The following is a 17,061-nucleotide window of genomic DNA, read 5'->3' on the forward strand; positions in this document are numbered from 1 at the left end:
CAGCTTCTTTTATTTAAGAGCATAATATAGACCTCAATGAACACTTCGTCCAAACCTACTTTATTCGATTACTTACACCTACATTTCTTGGTCATCATTTGGGGCTTTACGGCCATTTTGGGAAAATTAATCAACGCCGATTTGTCGCGGGTTAGTTTGACTTTTTTTCGGACGCTTCTGGCGGCCATAGGTTTGGCATTGGTACTCACTTTGCGCAAAGAATGGAAAAAAGTAGCACCCCAAGACCGCAACAAAATGCTGGGTGTAGGCGTGATTATGGGCGTTCATTGGTTGACTTTTTTTGCCTCAGCGCATGTTTCGAGTGCTTCGGTATGTTTGGCGGGAATGTCCACCACATCGCTGTTTACTGCGTTGTTAGAGCCACTGTTTAGTCGCAAACAAGTGCGCCCGCTGGAGATTTTAATGAGCCTATTGGTGATGTTGGGGCTTTACCTGATTTTTCGTTTTGAGTTTGACCAATCGTGGGGGCTAGGCTTGGCGCTGATTTCGTCCTTGCTGGCCGCGTTGTTTACCATTGCTAATAGCCGTTTTGTCAAAACCCACCCTGCTTTGGTCATTACTTTTTACGAAATGGGCGGTGCTACCATGGGGATGTTTCTCGGGCTAGTAGGTATTGGAATGGCGAGCGGCCTTACACAAGCACAGGTTGTTCCTCAAAGCATGGATTGGCTTTGGTTGGGAATTTTGGCCAGTGTATGTACTGTTTATGCGTATTCGGCAGGGGTGCATTTGTTGAAAAAAATGTCTCCTTTTACCCTCAATCTTACCATCAACCTAGAACCCGTGTATGGCATGGCGCTGGCGTATTTTATATTAAACGAACGCATGACCGCAGGTTTTTACGCAGGAACGGGCGTCATCCTGCTAACAGTGATTTTGTATCCGATACTCAACAGCCGTTTTTCTAAAGGATAATCGCTGCCTTTTCTATTTTTTAAAAATCTTTGGCCAAATTTTGCTCCACTCTTCGCGGTCGCTAGGAAGGGGGGCATTGCGCTTGAGGTATTTGCCTTGGGCGTCCAGAATAACAGCACAAGGAGCTTGCGTTATTTCCCATTCGGCTTCTAAAAATCCGTTTTGGTATTGGGTCAGTTTTCCATGTAGTCCTCTAGTTTTACTCTTTACCACATTTTCAAGCCACACGTTGGCTCCTTCTTTGTACTCAGCCAAATAGACAAAATTGAGCTGCCCTTTGGGTAAAGAGGCTTCTAACTGACGGGCTTCGGCGAGAGCGCGCATTCCGTATTCGTCGTTGGTCCAAAAGAGTAAATAAGTGGGCTTCCCCCGTACTTTTCTTTTGATTTCTTCCCAAAAATCACGTCCGCTCATGTAAATTTTTTGATACAGGGTGATGCCATTTCCCAATTCTGCTTCATAATTCCCTTGGGTTTGCAAACCTACGATGTCGTTTGCTTCTCGGATGATGGTGCTATCGCTGCACTCGATGTGGTGCAATTCGTCCAGCGATTTTTGGTAATAGGGTGAAGTCAAAGTAGGGCGAATGTGCTGGTACCAGACCTTTTTGTTAAAAATAGATGCCGTGTAAAGGTGCCTGACATAAAATGTGGCGTTGAGATAATCGGCTCCCATGTCCCCGAAATAGAAGCTATATTTTCGATTTTCAAGCTCAAAAGTATTGATGGATTCGAGGGTGTCACGTTTTTTGCTGAAAAGGTTATTCAGCATTGTCAAGTCTCGCGTTTTGGCCGAGCCACCCAGCGATATTTCTTGTAATTTAGTTTTGTCTTCGGGAGCGATGTCGGGAACGTACGCCAAAATCATTGAGGCTACCTTGGTAACAGGCAGTGTTGATACAGAAAGACCTGGAGTCATCAGCTGCGCATGGGCACTGAATTGTTGAAAAAAATCAGCCCGAGCAAAGGTAAGCAAACTCGATTGGTCTAAGTCTGCGACGGTTGCCGTGGGCTTTCCGTTCGCACCCATACGGTTTGTTCGTTGCTCGGCATTGGAGGGAGAAATAACCCAGAGCGAATTAGGCACGCGCTGTTCGGTTTTTTGCAAAAAAGAATACAATTGCGCTTTGGCGGTGTTTTCAATCGAAGAAACTACCCATTCCTCCAACAAAGGAGGAGCTTTGGTAAAGGCTGGGAGCGCGCGAAAAAACGCAATTTGTCGGTTACTTTCGGTATCTAAATGCTGCCAGTATTTGCTTGGGTCAGTGGTGTTGGTGGTTGCTGCGGGATTGGCGGTCAACCACTTTTTGCGTTGAACATAAAACTGAGCGTGCAAATTATTCACCTCGGCATTGACTCCTGCAAAGCGGAGTGGAATATCACTTTTGGCCAAAGAATCGGCATAAATCGTCACTTCGACAATGCCTTTACTTCCCAAGAAGGGCATCACGACGTTATTATAAGTCAAATAACACTCTTCTTTGGGATAAATGAGGGGCATTTTAAGCTCAAAACTACCGTTGGGTTGCAAAGGGGCAGCCCGTATGATTTCGTGATTGGGTTGTAAAATATTGACCAGTGCTACCACTACCTCCGACGCTTGTCGATAAAGGCGTGCCGTGAGGTTTTCGATTTTTCCCCGCACCACCAAGGTGTCAGTTTGAGCATAACTGTTTTGGATGGACAAAAATAGCCCTAGGGTTAAGAAAAAATACCAACGGAATTTCATAGTAGTAACGAACGAAAATTTTATGGCTCTACAAAATAGTTTACTCAAAAACGCGGTCGAGTCTGCTCAAATATACTTCTTAAAATGTCTTGTTCTATTTCTCCAAAAGGAACATTTCGCCTGCTAACAGTTTCGTAGGCCACTTGAATGGCCTTTTCGAGGCGGTATTCGGTGGTGCCTTCGGCAGCGCCTCCCCATGAAAAGGAAGGAATGTGTTTTGACTGAAACCCCGCCCCAAAAACGTTGGCATTGACCCCTACGACTGTTCCTGTGTTGAACATGGTGCTGATGCCCGCTTTGGTGTAGTCGCCCATAAACAAACCACAAAACAAGCGCCCCGTGTCTTCGAGGGTATGTGTGGCGTAGCTGTATAGTTTTACGTTGGTATAATCGTTTTTGAGGTTGGAGTTGTTGCAATTGGCTCCCAAGTTACACCATTCGCCGAGAACTGAATTTCCCAAAAAACCGTCGTGGCCTTTGTTGCTATAACTAAAAAGAACAGAGTTGCTAATTTCTCCTCCTACTTTACAGTGAGGCCCAATGGTTGTGTTCATGCGCATTTTTGCTCCCCAGTTGACCGTTGCGCTTTCCCCCAATGAAAATGGGCCCATGACCACGCTGCCTTCGCAAATAGTTGCATTCTTTCCAATGTAAATGGGGCCATTTTCAGCGTTCAAAATCGCCGCACGCACTTTGGCACCTTCTTCGATGAAAATATGCTCAGGAGCATAACAATGCGTGTGTGGGTCGGTTAGTGGTTGGGAAGTTCGCTGGTGGGTGATGGCTGTAAAATCAGCGTTGATTTGCGCGCCGTTTTCCACAAAAATATCCCAGATGTGTTGAATAACCGTAATAGGCTCGGGAAAAGGAATGACCGAAAGCTCGGTCTGCGGCTCTACGACTTCAAACGGCGAGCGGTAGGCAATCGTCATGCCGCTGGCGCTTACTAATACTTGCCCTTCTTCTAGCTTGTCAACGGCTTTGGCGATTGCGGCCGTGGCACAAACAGCCCCGTTGAGGAAGGTATTATCTTGGGCGGTAATGAGCGGAAATTTATACTGAAGGTAAGGTTCGGTCAAAAAAGAAGGGGTTGTACCAAGGTAATGCACCCATTTTTCGGTCAAAGTCATAATTCCACAACGTACTTCGGAGACAGGACGGGTGAAGGTGAACGGGAGCAAATGAGGGCGGATGGCCGCGTCGTCGTACAAAATAAAATTGGTCATAAATCAATAAAATCTATTAGAGTTTGTAAGCCTTTGGTAGCCACAAAGATAAGTTTTGCGCAAAATTTATTAGGTTTGCCAATACAAACATTTTTAACCTACCAAACTGCTCAATCTTTTAGAACCATGCCTAAATTAACCAAACAAATTGTTGATAACGAAACCCAATATAGCCTTGACTTGCCCGTAAAAGTACTCCAATTTGGTACGGGTGTGTTGCTCAGAGGGTTGTGTGATTATTTGATTGATCAAGCCAATAAACAACACGTTTTCAACGGACGTATTGTGGTGGTGAAATCTACCGCAGGTCTATCCGACGATTTTGCCGAGCAAGATGGTTTATATACGGTGTGTGTGCGTGGCGTGGACAGCAACGGCGAAACCATCGACGAGGCTGTGACAGTGGGGGCAATTAGCCGTGTAGTATCGGCACAAGACAATTGGCGCAGCATTTTGCAAGTAGCTCGTAATCCGCACCTCGAAGTAATTATCTCGAACACGACCGAAGTGGGAATTCAGTACGTGGAAGAAAATATTTTTCAAAATCCACCTCAATCGTTTCCTGCCAAATTGACGGCGTTTTTGTACGAACGCTTCCGCACGTATGGTGGAAAAAGAGACAAAGGCGTGGTTGTAATTCCGACGGAGTTGATTACCGACAATGGTCTTAAACTCCGTGAATGCGTCGAAAAACTTTCTGCTTATAATGAGCTTGGTAAATTGTTTAATAAATGGTTGAAATACCATGTTAAGTTTTGTAACTCATTGGTGGACAGGATTGTGCCAGGGAAGCCCGATGCAGCGACGCAAGCGCAATTGGAGGCAAAACTTGGGTACGAAGACAGTCTATTGACCGTAGCCGAACCGTATTATTTGTGGGCCATTGAGGGCGACGACCGCGTGAAAAAAGTGCTGTCGTTTGAGCAATTGTTTGACAATGTGATTGTTGACGAAGATATTTCCTATTACCGCGAGCGTAAGCTTCGCATTCTTAACGGAAGCCACAGTGCCTCTGCTCCGTTGGGATATTTGAGCGGGTTTGACATTACGTATCAGTGTATGCAAGACCCTGCGATGTCGAAATACTACGAAAGTGTTATTTACGATGAAGTGGTGCCAACCTTGCCTTTTGAAGATCAACTAGCGGAATTGAAGGTATTTGCTGGTGACATCTTGAGCCGTTATCGTAACCCATTCATTCAACAAAAGTTGATTGGTATTACGCTCCAACAAACCTCGAAAATGAACGCCCGCAACGTGGCGACGATTCAGCGTTATTACAAGCAATTTGGCAGCGTACCTAAGCATTTTGCGTTAGGTTTTGCGGCTTATTTGCTTTTTATGAAAGCCGTTAAGAATGAAAATAACCAGTATTTTGGACAGCGTGGCGAGAGCTTCTACCTCATCAACGACGACCAAGCGGCCTATTTCTCTGAACAATGGCAAGGCGTGACTGTGGAGACGGTAGGAACGCTAGTAAATGAGGTTTTGAGCAATACCAAAATTTGGGACACTAACCTGACCAAATTGGCAGGGTTTGCCGAAACTGTTACCGAGCTGTTGACCGAAATGATGACCAACGGGGTCAAAGCAACGCTCGAAAAAGCGATTTTGTAATAATATCATTTATAAAGGTTACTTGCGACGGCATCGCTTAGAGCGATGCCGTCGCTTTATCTCATTAATTTTAAGCCAGTATGTTTAAAAACAAATTTGTCATCGGATTGATTGTAGCGGTTCTTGTGGGGGTCATTGGCTACACATTTTTGGGCGAAGAAACAACCGTGTCGGAAGCGGATTATGCGGCAGAAATGGCGCAAGAGCGCAAAGACAAAGACAAGTTTTTTCGCGATTCGGAGGAGTCTCCTTTTCGTAAAACGGGCGATTTTAAAGGTATTAATTATTTCTCTCCGAGCTCTATTTATAAAGTAGTCGCAACGGTGGTGCCTTACCACGCTACTGATAAAAAAGTCAATGTGCCAATGACCGACGGGACAACGGTAGCATACGAAAAATACGGTTTTGCGGAATTTACGTTGCCAGGAGAGAGCGCCGCTGCTGACCTTAACGTGTATCGTTTGCTGATTTACAAACATGAATCAGGGCTGTCGATTTTGTTTCGTGATGCCACTGCGCCCAAAGAAACCTACGGCGGTGGACGTTACTTAGATTTTAAAATTGACGATGTAAAAGATAGTAAGTTGACGATTGATTTTAACAAAGCTTATAATCCTTACTGCGCGTATAATCACGAATATTCGTGCCCCATTCCTCCCAAAGAAAACACCCTACCTGTGCGGGTAGAAGCAGGCGAAAAAATCTACCACCAAGAATAAGGGAAAGAGACAGTTTTTTTTCCTATATTCGTTGGTAAACTAATCTACGCGACACCTCATGAAATGGTCATTTGTTATTCAGCAAAAAGTAAAAGCATCGTTGCTTCTAGGCGGAATTATGGTTGTAATTTTGCTGAGTGCCTTTGTGTCGCGCATGAGTTTGGATAACATCGATCACTCGCTGTCGTCTATCTACCAAGATCGATTGGTGCCCACCGTCGATATTGTGTATTTGAGCGAGCATTTATACTCAAAGCGCTTGTTGTTGGAACAAGGGCTAGAAAAAAATGCGGCTACTTCGTGGCAAGAACTAGGCAAACAACTCTCGGTTCATACCCAAAAGATTGATTCCTTATTGGTAGAATTTCAGAAAACAAAGTTGGTGGAGGAGGAAGTGAAAGCGCTAAATGCGTTGAAGACTCACGCCCAAGCTTATGCGACGTTAGAACAAAAAATTGTACGATTAGCCGCTCAAGCAGCGCAAGAAGAAGGCAAGCAGCTTTTTCAGTCGGAAGGGAGCCAATTGTTTCAGCAGTCGATTCATCGGTTGAGTGAACTGACCAAAATTCAGTCGGTAGTCGGGCAAAAACTTATCAAAGATTCGCACACAGAAACGTATTACTGCAATCTGCTTTCAAATCTTCAAATCATCATTACCATCATTATCGGTACGATCGTGGTGTCGTTAGTAGTAAATTCCAAAATCATTCGTCAAGATTCCCAGCCTTTCCATTTGAATTAGGGAAAAACTTTTTGAAAAAACAGCGCTTCGTGTGCAACTTGAGCTTGAGATTTTGCATCTATTTAACAAAACACAAACTCATACAACCATGAAAGCCATCGTATTTACATTATCGTTCGTTTTAGTCGCTTTTGCCGCATTCTCTCAAAAGGACAACGAAACCCCTTATTTTACCAAAACATTTAGCGCTTCGGCTATCAAAGCCCTGCAAGTACGTACTTCGGGTGGAAGCATTCGCGTAGCGGGAAGCACCAACGAACCCAAAGTTGAAATGTACGTACGTTCTAACAATTGGAACGGAAGTTCAGAATTGAGCAAAGAAGAAATTGACGAACGCCTCAAAGAATACGAAGTGCGCGTAGCAATGGAAGGCGAAACGCTCGTTTGCCGCGTGAAACGCAAAAATGAAGACGAAAAATGGGACTGGAAGCGCTCATTGAGTATTTCATTTAAAATTATTGTTCCCGAAAAAACAGCTACCGATTTGGTTACTAGCGGAGGAAGTATCCGTTTGGCGAATTTGTCGGGAACGCAAAGCTTTTCTACCAGTGGAGGTAGCCTGCATTTGGACGATTTGGCGGGTAATGTCAAAGGCCGTACGTCGGGTGGCAGCATTCATTTGGCAAAATGCCGTGAGCAAATCGACCTTAGCACCAGTGGTGGTAGCATCCATGCTGACGAATGCAAAGGTGACATCAAACTCGTAACTTCAGGCGGAAGCATTGAACTTAATCAAGTTGATGGTGTTTTGAAGGCCAGTACGAGTGGTGGAAGCATCAGAGGAGGCGGTATCAGAGGTGAACTAACGGCGTCAACTTCGGGTGGTTCGATTCGTTTGAACGATGTAGCGGCGTCGTTGCGGGCATCAACAAGCGCAGGAAGTATCCACGCGGACATCGTATCGGTAGGCCAATTTTTAGATTTATCAACGTCAGCAGGTGGTATTCACGTTCAAATGCCACTCAACAAAGGCATGGAGCTTGATTTGCGCGCCAATCGTGTTAACGTAGGTACGCTTAAAAACTTCAACGGTATTGTAGAAAAAGACCGTGTTAAAGGCTCACTTAACGGCGGCGGTGCGTTGGTTTCGATGCGTGCAAGTGCAGGTTCTATTTCAGTAAATGACTAACAGGTTAGACAATTTTTCGGTCAGACGACAGTCAGACCGTATCATAGGATTAAAGAGTTTTACACAGTCTGACTGCCGTCTGACCATGGTAAGTCCGCCAAAACTGGCGGACTTTATTTTTTGGTGCTGAGTTTCACAATGAAATAGCTAATTTTGACGCTAAATCACCGAAACACAATTAGAACTTCCGCATTCTATGAAAGGAATTATTTTGGCGGGTGGCTCAGGCACTCGCTTACACCCACTCACGTTGGCCGTTAGTAAGCAGTTGATGCCAGTTTACGATAAGCCAATGATATACTACCCGCTGTCGATTTTGATGTTGGCGGGCATTCGTGAAATCTTGATTATTTCGACTCCCCACGACTTACCTCACTTCCAAAAATTGCTTGGCGATGGTAGCCGTATCGGTTGTGAGTTCAGCTATGCCGAGCAGCCTAACCCCGACGGACTAGCGCAAGCGTTTATCATTGGCGCCGATTTTATTGGAGACGATAAAGTGGCGTTGGTATTGGGAGATAATATTTTCTACGGAAGCGGTTTGAGCAAATTGTTACAAGCCAACAACGACCCCGACGGAGGCGTGGTGTATGCTTACCAAGTGCACGACCCCGAGCGCTATGGTGTGGTAGAATTTGATAAAGACTTTAACGTGCTTTCGATTGAAGAAAAACCCGAAGCACCTAAGTCAAACTACGCCGTTCCAGGACTTTACTTTTATGATAACGACGTGGTAGAGATTGCTAAAAATATCCAACCTAGTCCGCGCGGAGAACTGGAAATTACGGACATCAATCGCGTGTATTTAGAGCGTGGAAAACTTAAAGTAGGGGTGTTGAACCGTGGAACGGCTTGGCTGGATACAGGGACGTTTGCGTCGTTGATGCAAGCAGGACAATTTGTTCAAGTAATTGAAGAACGCCAAGGGCTCAAAATCGGTTGTATTGAAGAAGTGGCTTACCGCATGGGCTTTATTACGGCCGAAGAGCTTCGCTCCATTGCGCAGCCATTGCTCAAAAGCGGTTATGGTCAGTATTTGTTAGGAATCTTAAAATAATATGTTCACAGGAATTGTAGAAACAACGGCCGAAATCGTCGAAATTGTCGCTGAAGGAACGAATCTTACGTTTCGACTTAGTGCAGACTTGGCGTCCGAACTCAAAGTAGACCAGAGTGTTAGTCACAACGGTGTTTGCCTTACGGTGACGAGCATCGACGGAAGTACCTACACGGTGACGGCCGTGGACGAAACGTTGAAAAAAACGAACTTAGGGCAGTGGAAAGTAGGCAAGAAAGTCAACGTAGAACGTTGTATGCCCGCCAATGGCCGTTTTGATGGGCACATTGTCCAAGGGCACGTTGACCAAACGGGCGTTTGTTCCCACATCGCTGAAGTGGGAGGAAGCTGGTTGTTTGATTTTACGTACGATGCCGCTGTGGGGAATATTACCGTGGAAAAAGGGTCAATTTGTGTCAATGGAGTGAGTTTGACGGTATTCAACTCACACGACGACGGTTTCCGCGTTACCATCATTCCTTACACTTACGAACATACCAACTTTCATCAATTGAAGGTAGGCGACATCGTCAACCTAGAGTTTGATATTTTGGGGAAATACATGCAGAAGATTTTGGCTAGACGATAAACTTTTAATATTGTACTGTGTATGAACGCTATTAGCGAAATAATAGAGGTAAAGGCTCGTAAAATTACGTATGCTCTTCCTCCTGATTTTGATGCCAAAAAGGTACAAATTATCATTTTGCCTATTGAGCAAGACAATGATACAGTCAAGAAAAAGAATCGAATTCGAAGTCTTAAAAAAACGATTGCTGGGGAGCAGGCGAAACGGCTTGAAGCCCACCTAAAAGAGATAAGAGAAGAATGGTAGTACATTATTTGATAGATAGCTCTATTGTAAGTAAGTACTTGGACGGCCTTTTATCAGACAAAGGGTTTGAGTTTATGGATTTTGTCTTTGAAGTAGAAAGCAATATTTCAATCATTACTAAAATTGAGCTGTTAAGTTGGGTGACTTCAGATAAAAGCTTATACCGTCAAGTCGAAATTTTTATAGAAGACTCTAAGGTTTATTCACTTACAGATGAAATTGTAATAAAAACGATTGACCTCAGACGTAAATATCGGCTTAAAACCCCTGATGCAATCATTGGTGCTACTGCGTTGGTTCACAAACTGACTGTGTTGACTGACAATGAACGTGATTTTCAGGCGATTAAAAACTTAAAAGTTATCAACCCCAATCGATTGTAAGTTGTCTAGTTACCCACGAATTTGTTACGAAATATTTGTTCGCTCTTTTTGTGATTCCAACGGAGATGGTATTGGCGATTTGAACGGGATTCGTTCCAAACTTCCTTACCTTCAAGAACTTGGAGTTGAAGCAATATGGCTTACTCCGATTCAGCCTTCACCGAGTTATCATAAGTACGATGTCGTTGATTATTACGGCATTGAACCCGAATACGGAACGCTCGACGATTTTAAACAACTCCTCTCCGAAGCGCACGCTCGCGGTATTAAAATCATCCTGGATTTGGTGATTAATCATACGAGTGTGCGCCACCCTTGGTTTGTAGAGTCGGCCAAAGGTAAAGCTAGTCCTTACCGAAACTATTACAACTGGAAAAGCACCGACGAAATCGAGGCGTTGGGTATTGCCACGCGCGAGGCTACCCCCGATACGTGGGAGCGAAAGCCTTGGCACAGTGCGGTGGGTAATACCGAAAAATACTACGGACTGTTTTGGAAGGGGATGCCCGACCTCAACTGCGACCATCCACCCGTGCGACAAGCGATTTATGCCATTGGTAAATATTGGTTAGAAATGGGCGTGGATGGCTTTCGATTGGACGCCGCGCGTCATATTTACCCTGAATGGGAAGAGTATAAAAACTACGATTTTTGGGTTGAGTTTCGTACGGAAATGCAGAAAGTGAATCCGCAGGTCTATTTAGTGGGTGAAGTGTGGAACGCTGCTGATAAAATTGCGCCTTATTTTCGTGGGCTTACCGCTAATTTTAACTTTGACTTGAGCCTTGCGCTTCAAAAAATCACGGCTGAAGAGCGTGATACTGTGCATTTGGTGGTAACATTGGCCAAAAATCGTCAAGTATTTGCCCAAACCAACCCCCGTTTTATCGACGCAACAATGCTGACCAATCACGATCAAACGCGTATTGGAAGTGTGTTGCACGGTAAACGTACTCATTTGAAAGTGGCGGCTAACCTGCTGTTTACGCTGCCAGGTCAACCTTACGTGTATTATGGCGAAGAATTGGGAATGCTGGGACAGAAGCCCGATGAGTTTATTCGTGAACCATTTTTGTGGGGGTATCGTCAACACGACCGCGAGCGAGCACGTTGGATGAAGCCCAAGTACAGCAAAAGTGTGACAGTGGCGCCCTTGGCAGCGCAGTTGAACGAAGCCGATTCGTTGTACAATCATTACAAACGCTTGATTCATTTTCGTAAATCTAATGCCGTCATCGGTAGTTTTTACGGCCAAATCGAACCCTTACCCAACCGAAATCCTCGTTTAGTGGTCTTTAAACGCCGCCTTGCCGAGCAAGAGGTGTGGGTACTTCATAACCTCTCTAATACAACGGTAACTTACTCTGCCTCCTTCATGCCTACCGAGTTGTTATTGATCACCGACGCCGCGTCGCGTTTTGAAAAGGTCGATACTATTTCGTTGGCACCGTTTAGTTGTGTGGTGTTGGGGGAATAAATTTAATTTCAATAATTTTTGAAAGTACAATAATTTATTTTACTTTTGGCTATGGAATTACAAGAGGCAAAAGACCGCTTTGTTCAGGCGTGGGGCACGCTGGCTACCCAATGGGGAATAAATCGTACCATGGCGCAAATTCATGCGCTATTGATGATTTCTCCTAATCCGCTCACGACCGAAGATTTGATGGCACAGCTTCAGATTTCTCGTGGGAATGTGAGCATGAACTTGCGAGATTTAATGGACTGGGGGTTAGTCTTTAAAGAATTACGCCCTGGCGAGCGAAAAGAGTACTTTTTTGCCGAAAAAGATGCTTGGAAAGTAGCAAAACAAGTGGCTAAAGAGCGCAGAAGAAGGGAAATTGAGCCAGTTATTAAGTTGCTAGATGAGCTTCGGGGTGTACCAGTTCGGGCGGGTGATGCTGATTCAGAAACATTCCATGCGACCATCGAAAGCATCAGTAGAGTGGTAAACTTAGCCGATGGCGCGCTAGATGCCGCCATGAAAGCCGAAGAAAGTCTGATTTTAGGAACACTCATCAAATTGTTACGATAACATTCAAAGCGTAAATGAGCACTCATGTGCTTATTTTTTGAATTTTAAATTTCAATAATTTCTGAAAATTCTAAATTTATAGAAAATGAATCGTGTCATGAATCTCCCGCCTCAGGCTCCCGACATTCGTTCGGCCTTTCGCAAAAAATGGTTTTGGTTGTGGGCGTTATTGCCCATCGGAGGCTATTATGCAAGTTGGTTGCTAATGATGATGCCTTTTCCGTTGTTTTTGGTCGTTGGACAATGGGTAGCAATTGAGAGCTTTCAAAAAAAACAAAGACCAATGACTTTATGGCTGCTGAACTTGGTGACACTTTTGGTAACGGGACTGGTTATCACATTGATGGGGGATAAAATGTGGACAAACAATAGCGATGATTACCTCATTTTTTTCCTTTTCGGAACATACTATCTAGTCCAATGTTTCAATGAGTGGATTTTCTTTCAGTTGTTTCCTGCTTGGCGCTTTGGTTATTGGTCGGCTGCCAATCTCATCGCGGCGGTAGTATGGATAGTAGTTTTAATGGGAGGGAAATACGCTTTACCTTTCACTGTAAAGCAAGAATACGTGCTTTGGTTTATCATCCCCATGCTCGGTATCATCTCCAATGCCATCACGGGCTTAGGAATACACCTTGCCACTCAAACCCGTTATGGCTTATGAAAAAGATAGTGATTTATCCCATCGCTTTGAGGCTGATTTTAATGACTTTGTCCTAATATGGTCTTATATTTCTTATATGGTTGACCACCTGTTAACAAACAAAAACTAAAAAAGAAATAAAACATAACAGCAGTCGTTTTATCATGATAACGGCTATGACATGAAAACCCTTTATTTCTTTACGTTTGCGTATCTTTTGAGCAAGCTAACTTGGGCCCAATACCCAAACACCAGTTATTGGCAAGCCGAAATGAGCTATGCCGCCCCCATCTTTCAGAAAGCTCAGGCAATTCGCCACGGTGCAACTCAAGTCGATGCGTGGACGCCACGTGGGCAAGCCAATGCCAACCTCGGGCTGCATTTTGAATCCATAGAAGGACATTTTGTAGAAGTTTTTCTTCATGCACGATGCCTCGAAAATAGCATTGAAGATTCTGCTATACTTGTGGGCACGCGCATAGGAACGGGCAAAAAAAGGTGGCGTTTCTACCTTGAATTAGATCATGGTGGGCGAAATGGCAATTTTTCTGCTTTTGGAGTTCATGACGAATCCGCAGGCTTTATGTACGGCTTAGGAACTCGCTACCGACTCTCGACGCGTGTGTCCCTGCAAGCTTCTTGTGTAAGAAATCGTTTTATGCAATTTGAAGAAGTAGCTGTTCCTTTCAAACGACCCGTTGGTTCTTTTGCCTCATTGGGCCTTTATTGGAACTTGAGCGTAAAACCCGATAAGCGGTCTAAATCCACCAAAGTCAAAAAGTTGACGCCCCGTCGGCAAAACCGCTGCTTGTACGCGCCAGCAGTTTAGAGATAGTTTGTAGGGTAATAAAGCCTAAATCCGTCATCAATTTTGGTGCTTCCAATTCAGTTGCCGAACTTTGTGGCTCAAATTACAGTATTACGTAAGGGCATAATGAGTTGAATATCTGTATTATTTATCGATGTCATTTAAAGTCGGAGACTTTAAGCCGTATCCGCCCCGACATAATGTCGGGACGAGCCTTAGCTTGCCCCAAACTGTTATTTGGGGCACACATAGCCTCGCGTCTCTGACGCAAAGCATGAAGCTAGACAGTTAAAATCAAACAATCCATAGTTGGAAGAAATAAAAGAGGCTTTGCCCAAAGCGGGAGAGTCGTACAAATAATCAATGAAAACCAAAGGAACCAAACGAAACAAAGTCAATATCGTGACACTGGGTTGCAGTAAAAACTTGGTGGATAGCGAAAATATTTTTACTCAACTCAAAGGCAACGGCTACAACGTGACCCACGAGTCGCAAAAAGATGATGCCAACATCGTGATTGTGAATACGTGTGGGTTTATCGACAATGCCAAACAAGAATCGGTGGACACTATTCTTCGTTATGCCGATGCTAAAGAAGCAGGATTGGTTGATAAGGTATATGTAACGGGTTGCTTATCACATCGTTATAAAGACGAATTGGCCGTTGAGATTCCAACCGTGGATGCGTGGTTTGGAACGAATGAACTCCCACGTTTGCTCAAAACCCTCAAAGCCGATTACAAACAAGAGCTGGTAGGGGAACGCCTTCTGACAACACCTGCGCATTATGCCTACCTCAAAATCGCGGAAGGATGCGACCGTCCCTGTAGTTTTTGTGCCATTCCGTTGATGCGGGGCGGGCACGTATCGCGCTCGATTGATGAGTTGGTGACCGAGGCAAAATCATTGGCGCGTCGTGGGACGAAAGAGTTGATTTTGATTGCCCAAGATTTGACGTATTACGGGCTAGATATTTACAAAAAACGCAATTTGTCGGAGCTACTCAACCACCTTGCCGACGTAGAAGGCATCGACTGGATTCGTTTGCAGTATGCGTACCCGTCGGGTTTTCCGCTAGATGTGTTGGATGTGATGCGCGAGCGTTCTAATATTTGTAAATACTTGGATATGCCCCTTCAAAGCGGTAGTACCGAAATGCTGAAACTCATGCGTCGTGGGATTACGCGTGAAAAAACCGAAGACCTTATCAAGACCATTCGTGATAAAGTGCCAGGTATTGCGCTCCGTACGACCCTCATTGCTGGTCACCCTGGAGAAACTGAAGAAATGTTTGAAGAAACCCTTGAGTTTGTCGAGCGTACCCGTTTCGACCGCTTGGGTGTTTTTGCTTACTCGCACGAAGATCAGACCCATTCGTTTTCAATGCCCGACGACGTGCCTACCGACGTAAAACAACAACGTACCGACGACATCATGGCGGTACAACAAGATATTTCGTGGTCGTTAAACCAAGCTAAAATTGGCAATACTTACAAAGTGTTGTTTGACCGTAAAGAAGGCGGATATTTTATTGGCCGTACCGAATTTGATTCCCCCGAAGTGGATAATGAGGTATTGATTTCGGCCGAACAGTACGTTCGAGTAGGGGACTTTGCCAACGTAAAAATCAACAACGCGGAAGAGTTTGATTTGTACGGGCAGTTGGTATAACGCAGATTCATTAAACACATAGAGCACATAAGAGTTTTTCACATAGTGAACATAGAATACAGCTATGTTTACTATGTGAAAATTCTATCTGAACTATGTGGTTACACACTTCATTTTGTCGCTTTCTTCCCTTTGCTACTGCTTGAAGCCGTTGCGGTTTTAGAATTCATCTCCATATAATCTACCACCAAGTGACTAAGCGATTTTACGCCTAACGTAAACCCACTTTCATCGAGATAAAAATCTGGCGTGTGGTGTGGCGCTACGTCGTAAGGACTTTTGCCCTTGGCCATTCCACCCAAGAAGAAAAAGAAGCCAGGGATTTTCTTTTGAAAATAGCTAAAGTCTTCTGCACCAGTAGCAACGGGCGAAAGAAGGACGTTTTCTTTCCCTGCTAGTGCTTCTAGTGTTGGAATCATTTTGTCAGTAAGTGCAGGGTCATTGACCGTAGCTGGGTAACCAATTCCGATTTCTACGTCGGCTTTTGCACCTGCACTTTCGGCAATATTGGTCGAAATCTCCTTGATGCGACGGTGAACAAGCGCTTGTTGGTTATCGCCAAACGTACGAATCGTACCAATCATTTCGAGCGATTCGGGAATGATATTGTAGCGGATACCGCCGTGAATCGCACCTACCGTAACTACCGCAGGGTTTTCAGTAATATCGACATTCCGACTTACGATAGTTTGCAAACCCATTACCACCTGAGAAGCCGTAACGATTGGGTCAACACCCGACCAAGGGTTGGCACCGTGGGTTTGTTTTCCTTTTAGCTTGATGGTCAATTGGTCAACGGCCGCCATGGTCGCTCCGGGGCGGTAGCGGATTTTGCCTACTTCCGTTTGTGAGTTGATGTGAAGCCCAAAAATGGCATCCACTTTGGGGTTGTCCAATGCGCCTTCCTCCACCATTCGGTTAGCACCAAAAGTCCCGCCTGTATAAACACCTTCTTCAGCGGGTTGGAAAATAAGCTTAACCGTTCCTGCTAAATCTTTTTGCATCGACGCCAATACCTCGGCAACCCCCATCAAAATCGCTACGTGGCTATCGTGTCCACAGGCGTGCATCACCCCTGTTTTCTGGTTGTTGAACTCTGTTACTACTTTTGATTTGAAGGGAATATCGACGCGCTCAGTCACAGGCAGGCCGTCCATATCGGCGCGGAGGGCTACCACAGGGCCAGGTTTTCCTCCTTTGAGTACCCCGATAACTCCCGTAACAGCCACTTTTTCTTTTACTTCATAGCCTAATTTACGGAGATGCTCCGCAACGATATTGGCCGTTCTAAATTCTTGGTTGCCAAGCTCTGGGTGCTCGTGAAAATCGCGACGCCACGCAATTACCTTGCTTTCGATGGCGTCAGACGCTTGGTTGATGACGGGCTTGAGGGCACTTTGTGCATATCCTGTGCCAAGGCTCAGGGCCAACAATGCACCACTTAGGAGAGGTTTTTTCATCGGATTTTAGTTTGTAGTTAGGAAAAATTTTGAGCAATTTAACAAAAAACGCCCTTGGATGTTCGATATTCG

At 44.8% G+C, this 17,061-nt stretch carries 17 protein-coding genes; 14 read left to right on the plus strand and 3 right to left on the minus strand.

Annotated elements, in window-relative coordinates; translation table 11 throughout:
- The first annotated feature begins 36 nt into the window (after positions 1 to 36).
- Complete coding sequence (locus K339_RS0123710) at positions 37 to 936, plus strand: DMT family transporter (protein ID WP_028525830.1); 900 nt, start codon at positions 37 to 39, stop codon at positions 934 to 936.
- A 12-nt stretch (positions 937 to 948) separates the two neighbouring features.
- Here the strand turns inward: K339_RS0123710 and K339_RS0123715 are convergent, their stop codons facing one another.
- Complete coding sequence (locus K339_RS0123715) at positions 949 to 2,664, minus strand: hypothetical protein (protein ID WP_028525831.1); 1,716 nt, start codon at positions 2,662 to 2,664, stop codon at positions 949 to 951.
- Between the two features lie 44 nt (positions 2,665 to 2,708).
- Positions 2,709 to 3,890, minus strand: coding sequence for a GlmU family protein (locus tag K339_RS0123720; RefSeq protein ID WP_028525832.1), 1,182 nt, complete (start codon positions 3,888 to 3,890; stop codon positions 2,709 to 2,711).
- 126 nt (positions 3,891 to 4,016) lie between these two features.
- On the opposite strand from K339_RS0123720, the gene K339_RS0123725 reads away from it, so the two are divergent.
- The 13 genes from K339_RS0123725 to rimO all read left to right on the plus strand — a co-directional run bounded on the left by K339_RS0123725 (position 4,017) and on the right by rimO (position 15,529).
- Positions 4,017 to 5,507: a tagaturonate reductase gene (locus K339_RS0123725; protein ID WP_028525833.1), complete on the plus strand. Its 1,491-nt coding sequence runs from the start codon at positions 4,017 to 4,019 to the stop codon at positions 5,505 to 5,507.
- An 80-nt stretch (positions 5,508 to 5,587) separates the two neighbouring features.
- Positions 5,588 to 6,226 carry a DUF1684 domain-containing protein gene (locus K339_RS0123730; RefSeq protein ID WP_028525834.1) on the plus strand — a complete coding sequence of 213 codons (639 nt, stop codon included), beginning with the start codon at positions 5,588 to 5,590 and terminating at the stop codon, positions 6,224 to 6,226.
- A 58-nt stretch (positions 6,227 to 6,284) separates the two neighbouring features.
- Positions 6,285 to 6,968 carry an MCP four helix bundle domain-containing protein gene (locus tag K339_RS0123735; RefSeq protein WP_028525835.1) on the plus strand — a complete coding sequence of 228 codons (684 nt, stop codon included), beginning with the start codon at positions 6,285 to 6,287 and terminating at the stop codon, positions 6,966 to 6,968.
- An 88-nt stretch (positions 6,969 to 7,056) separates the two neighbouring features.
- Complete coding sequence (locus K339_RS0123740) at positions 7,057 to 8,097, plus strand: DUF4097 family beta strand repeat-containing protein (protein WP_028525836.1); 1,041 nt, start codon at positions 7,057 to 7,059, stop codon at positions 8,095 to 8,097.
- Positions 8,098 to 8,293: 196 nt separating this feature from the next.
- Positions 8,294 to 9,154, plus strand: a complete 861-nt coding sequence (gene rfbA / locus K339_RS0123745; RefSeq protein WP_028525837.1) for a glucose-1-phosphate thymidylyltransferase RfbA — start codon at positions 8,294 to 8,296, stop codon at positions 9,152 to 9,154.
- A gap of 1 nt (position 9,155) precedes the next feature.
- Complete coding sequence (locus K339_RS0123750) at positions 9,156 to 9,743, plus strand: riboflavin synthase (RefSeq protein ID WP_028525838.1); 588 nt, start codon at positions 9,156 to 9,158, stop codon at positions 9,741 to 9,743.
- A gap of 21 nt (positions 9,744 to 9,764) precedes the next feature.
- Positions 9,765 to 9,989, plus strand: a complete 225-nt coding sequence (locus K339_RS0123755) for a hypothetical protein (RefSeq protein WP_028525839.1) — start codon at positions 9,765 to 9,767, stop codon at positions 9,987 to 9,989.
- Positions 9,983 to 10,372, plus strand: coding sequence for a type II toxin-antitoxin system VapC family toxin (locus K339_RS0123760; protein ID WP_028525840.1), 390 nt, complete (start codon positions 9,983 to 9,985; stop codon positions 10,370 to 10,372). The genes K339_RS0123755 and K339_RS0123760 overlap by 7 nt, the downstream gene beginning before the upstream one ends.
- Position 10,373: 1 nt before the next feature.
- Entirely contained in the window at positions 10,374 to 11,849 is a 1,476-nt protein-coding gene (locus tag K339_RS34615) for an alpha-amylase family glycosyl hydrolase (protein WP_051398208.1), read from the plus strand.
- 51 nt (positions 11,850 to 11,900) lie between these two features.
- The gene (locus K339_RS0123770) at positions 11,901 to 12,407 is read left to right on the plus strand and encodes a GbsR/MarR family transcriptional regulator (protein ID WP_028525841.1); all 507 of its coding nucleotides are present in this window, start codon (positions 11,901 to 11,903) and stop codon (positions 12,405 to 12,407) included.
- Between the two features lie 97 nt (positions 12,408 to 12,504).
- Positions 12,505 to 13,071, plus strand: a complete 567-nt coding sequence (locus K339_RS0123775) for a hypothetical protein (protein ID WP_211243836.1) — start codon at positions 12,505 to 12,507, stop codon at positions 13,069 to 13,071.
- Positions 13,072 to 13,231: 160 nt separating this feature from the next.
- Positions 13,232 to 13,879: a hypothetical protein gene (locus K339_RS0123780; protein ID WP_028525843.1), complete on the plus strand. Its 648-nt coding sequence runs from the start codon at positions 13,232 to 13,234 to the stop codon at positions 13,877 to 13,879.
- A gap of 342 nt (positions 13,880 to 14,221) precedes the next feature.
- Positions 14,222 to 15,529: a 30S ribosomal protein S12 methylthiotransferase RimO gene (rimO, locus tag K339_RS0123785; protein WP_028525844.1), complete on the plus strand. Its 1,308-nt coding sequence runs from the start codon at positions 14,222 to 14,224 to the stop codon at positions 15,527 to 15,529.
- Positions 15,530 to 15,639: 110 nt separating this feature from the next.
- Here the strand turns inward: rimO and K339_RS0123790 are convergent, their stop codons facing one another.
- Positions 15,640 to 16,989, minus strand: coding sequence for an amidohydrolase (locus K339_RS0123790; protein WP_028525845.1), 1,350 nt, complete (start codon positions 16,987 to 16,989; stop codon positions 15,640 to 15,642).
- Positions 16,990 to 17,061: the final 72 nt, after the last annotated feature.

Origin of the sequence: Runella limosa DSM 17973 (assembly GCF_000482465.1) — a bacterium.
Taxonomy (GTDB): Bacteria; Bacteroidota; Bacteroidia; order Cytophagales; family Spirosomataceae; genus Runella; species Runella limosa.

Excerpts from the sequence above, each read along its gene's own strand:
- K339_RS0123755 (WP_028525839.1), top strand. The coding sequence starts at position 9,765 with ATGAACGCTATTAGCGAAATAATAGAGGTAAAGGCTCGTAAAATTACG.
- K339_RS0123790 (WP_028525845.1), bottom strand. The coding sequence starts at position 16,989 with ATGAAAAAACCTCTCCTAAGTGGTGCATTGTTGGCCCTGAGCCTTGGC.
- K339_RS0123760 (WP_028525840.1), top strand. The coding sequence starts at position 9,983 with ATGGTAGTACATTATTTGATAGATAGCTCTATTGTAAGTAAGTACTTG.
- rfbA (WP_028525837.1), top strand. The coding sequence starts at position 8,294 with ATGAAAGGAATTATTTTGGCGGGTGGCTCAGGCACTCGCTTACACCCA.
- K339_RS0123725 (WP_028525833.1), top strand. The coding sequence starts at position 4,017 with ATGCCTAAATTAACCAAACAAATTGTTGATAACGAAACCCAATATAGC.
- K339_RS0123770 (WP_028525841.1), top strand. The coding sequence starts at position 11,901 with ATGGAATTACAAGAGGCAAAAGACCGCTTTGTTCAGGCGTGGGGCACG.
- K339_RS0123715 (WP_028525831.1), bottom strand. The coding sequence starts at position 2,664 with ATGAAATTCCGTTGGTATTTTTTCTTAACCCTAGGGCTATTTTTGTCC.
- K339_RS0123775 (WP_211243836.1), top strand. The coding sequence starts at position 12,505 with ATGAATCTCCCGCCTCAGGCTCCCGACATTCGTTCGGCCTTTCGCAAA.
- K339_RS0123780 (WP_028525843.1), top strand. The coding sequence starts at position 13,232 with ATGAAAACCCTTTATTTCTTTACGTTTGCGTATCTTTTGAGCAAGCTA.
- K339_RS0123740 (WP_028525836.1), top strand. The coding sequence starts at position 7,057 with ATGAAAGCCATCGTATTTACATTATCGTTCGTTTTAGTCGCTTTTGCC.
- K339_RS0123735 (WP_028525835.1), top strand. The coding sequence starts at position 6,285 with ATGAAATGGTCATTTGTTATTCAGCAAAAAGTAAAAGCATCGTTGCTT.
- K339_RS0123730 (WP_028525834.1), top strand. The coding sequence starts at position 5,588 with ATGTTTAAAAACAAATTTGTCATCGGATTGATTGTAGCGGTTCTTGTG.
- K339_RS0123750 (WP_028525838.1), top strand. The coding sequence starts at position 9,156 with ATGTTCACAGGAATTGTAGAAACAACGGCCGAAATCGTCGAAATTGTC.
- K339_RS0123710 (WP_028525830.1), top strand. The coding sequence starts at position 37 with ATGAACACTTCGTCCAAACCTACTTTATTCGATTACTTACACCTACAT.
- K339_RS0123720 (WP_028525832.1), bottom strand. The coding sequence starts at position 3,890 with ATGACCAATTTTATTTTGTACGACGACGCGGCCATCCGCCCTCATTTG.
- rimO (WP_028525844.1), top strand. The coding sequence starts at position 14,222 with ATGAAAACCAAAGGAACCAAACGAAACAAAGTCAATATCGTGACACTG.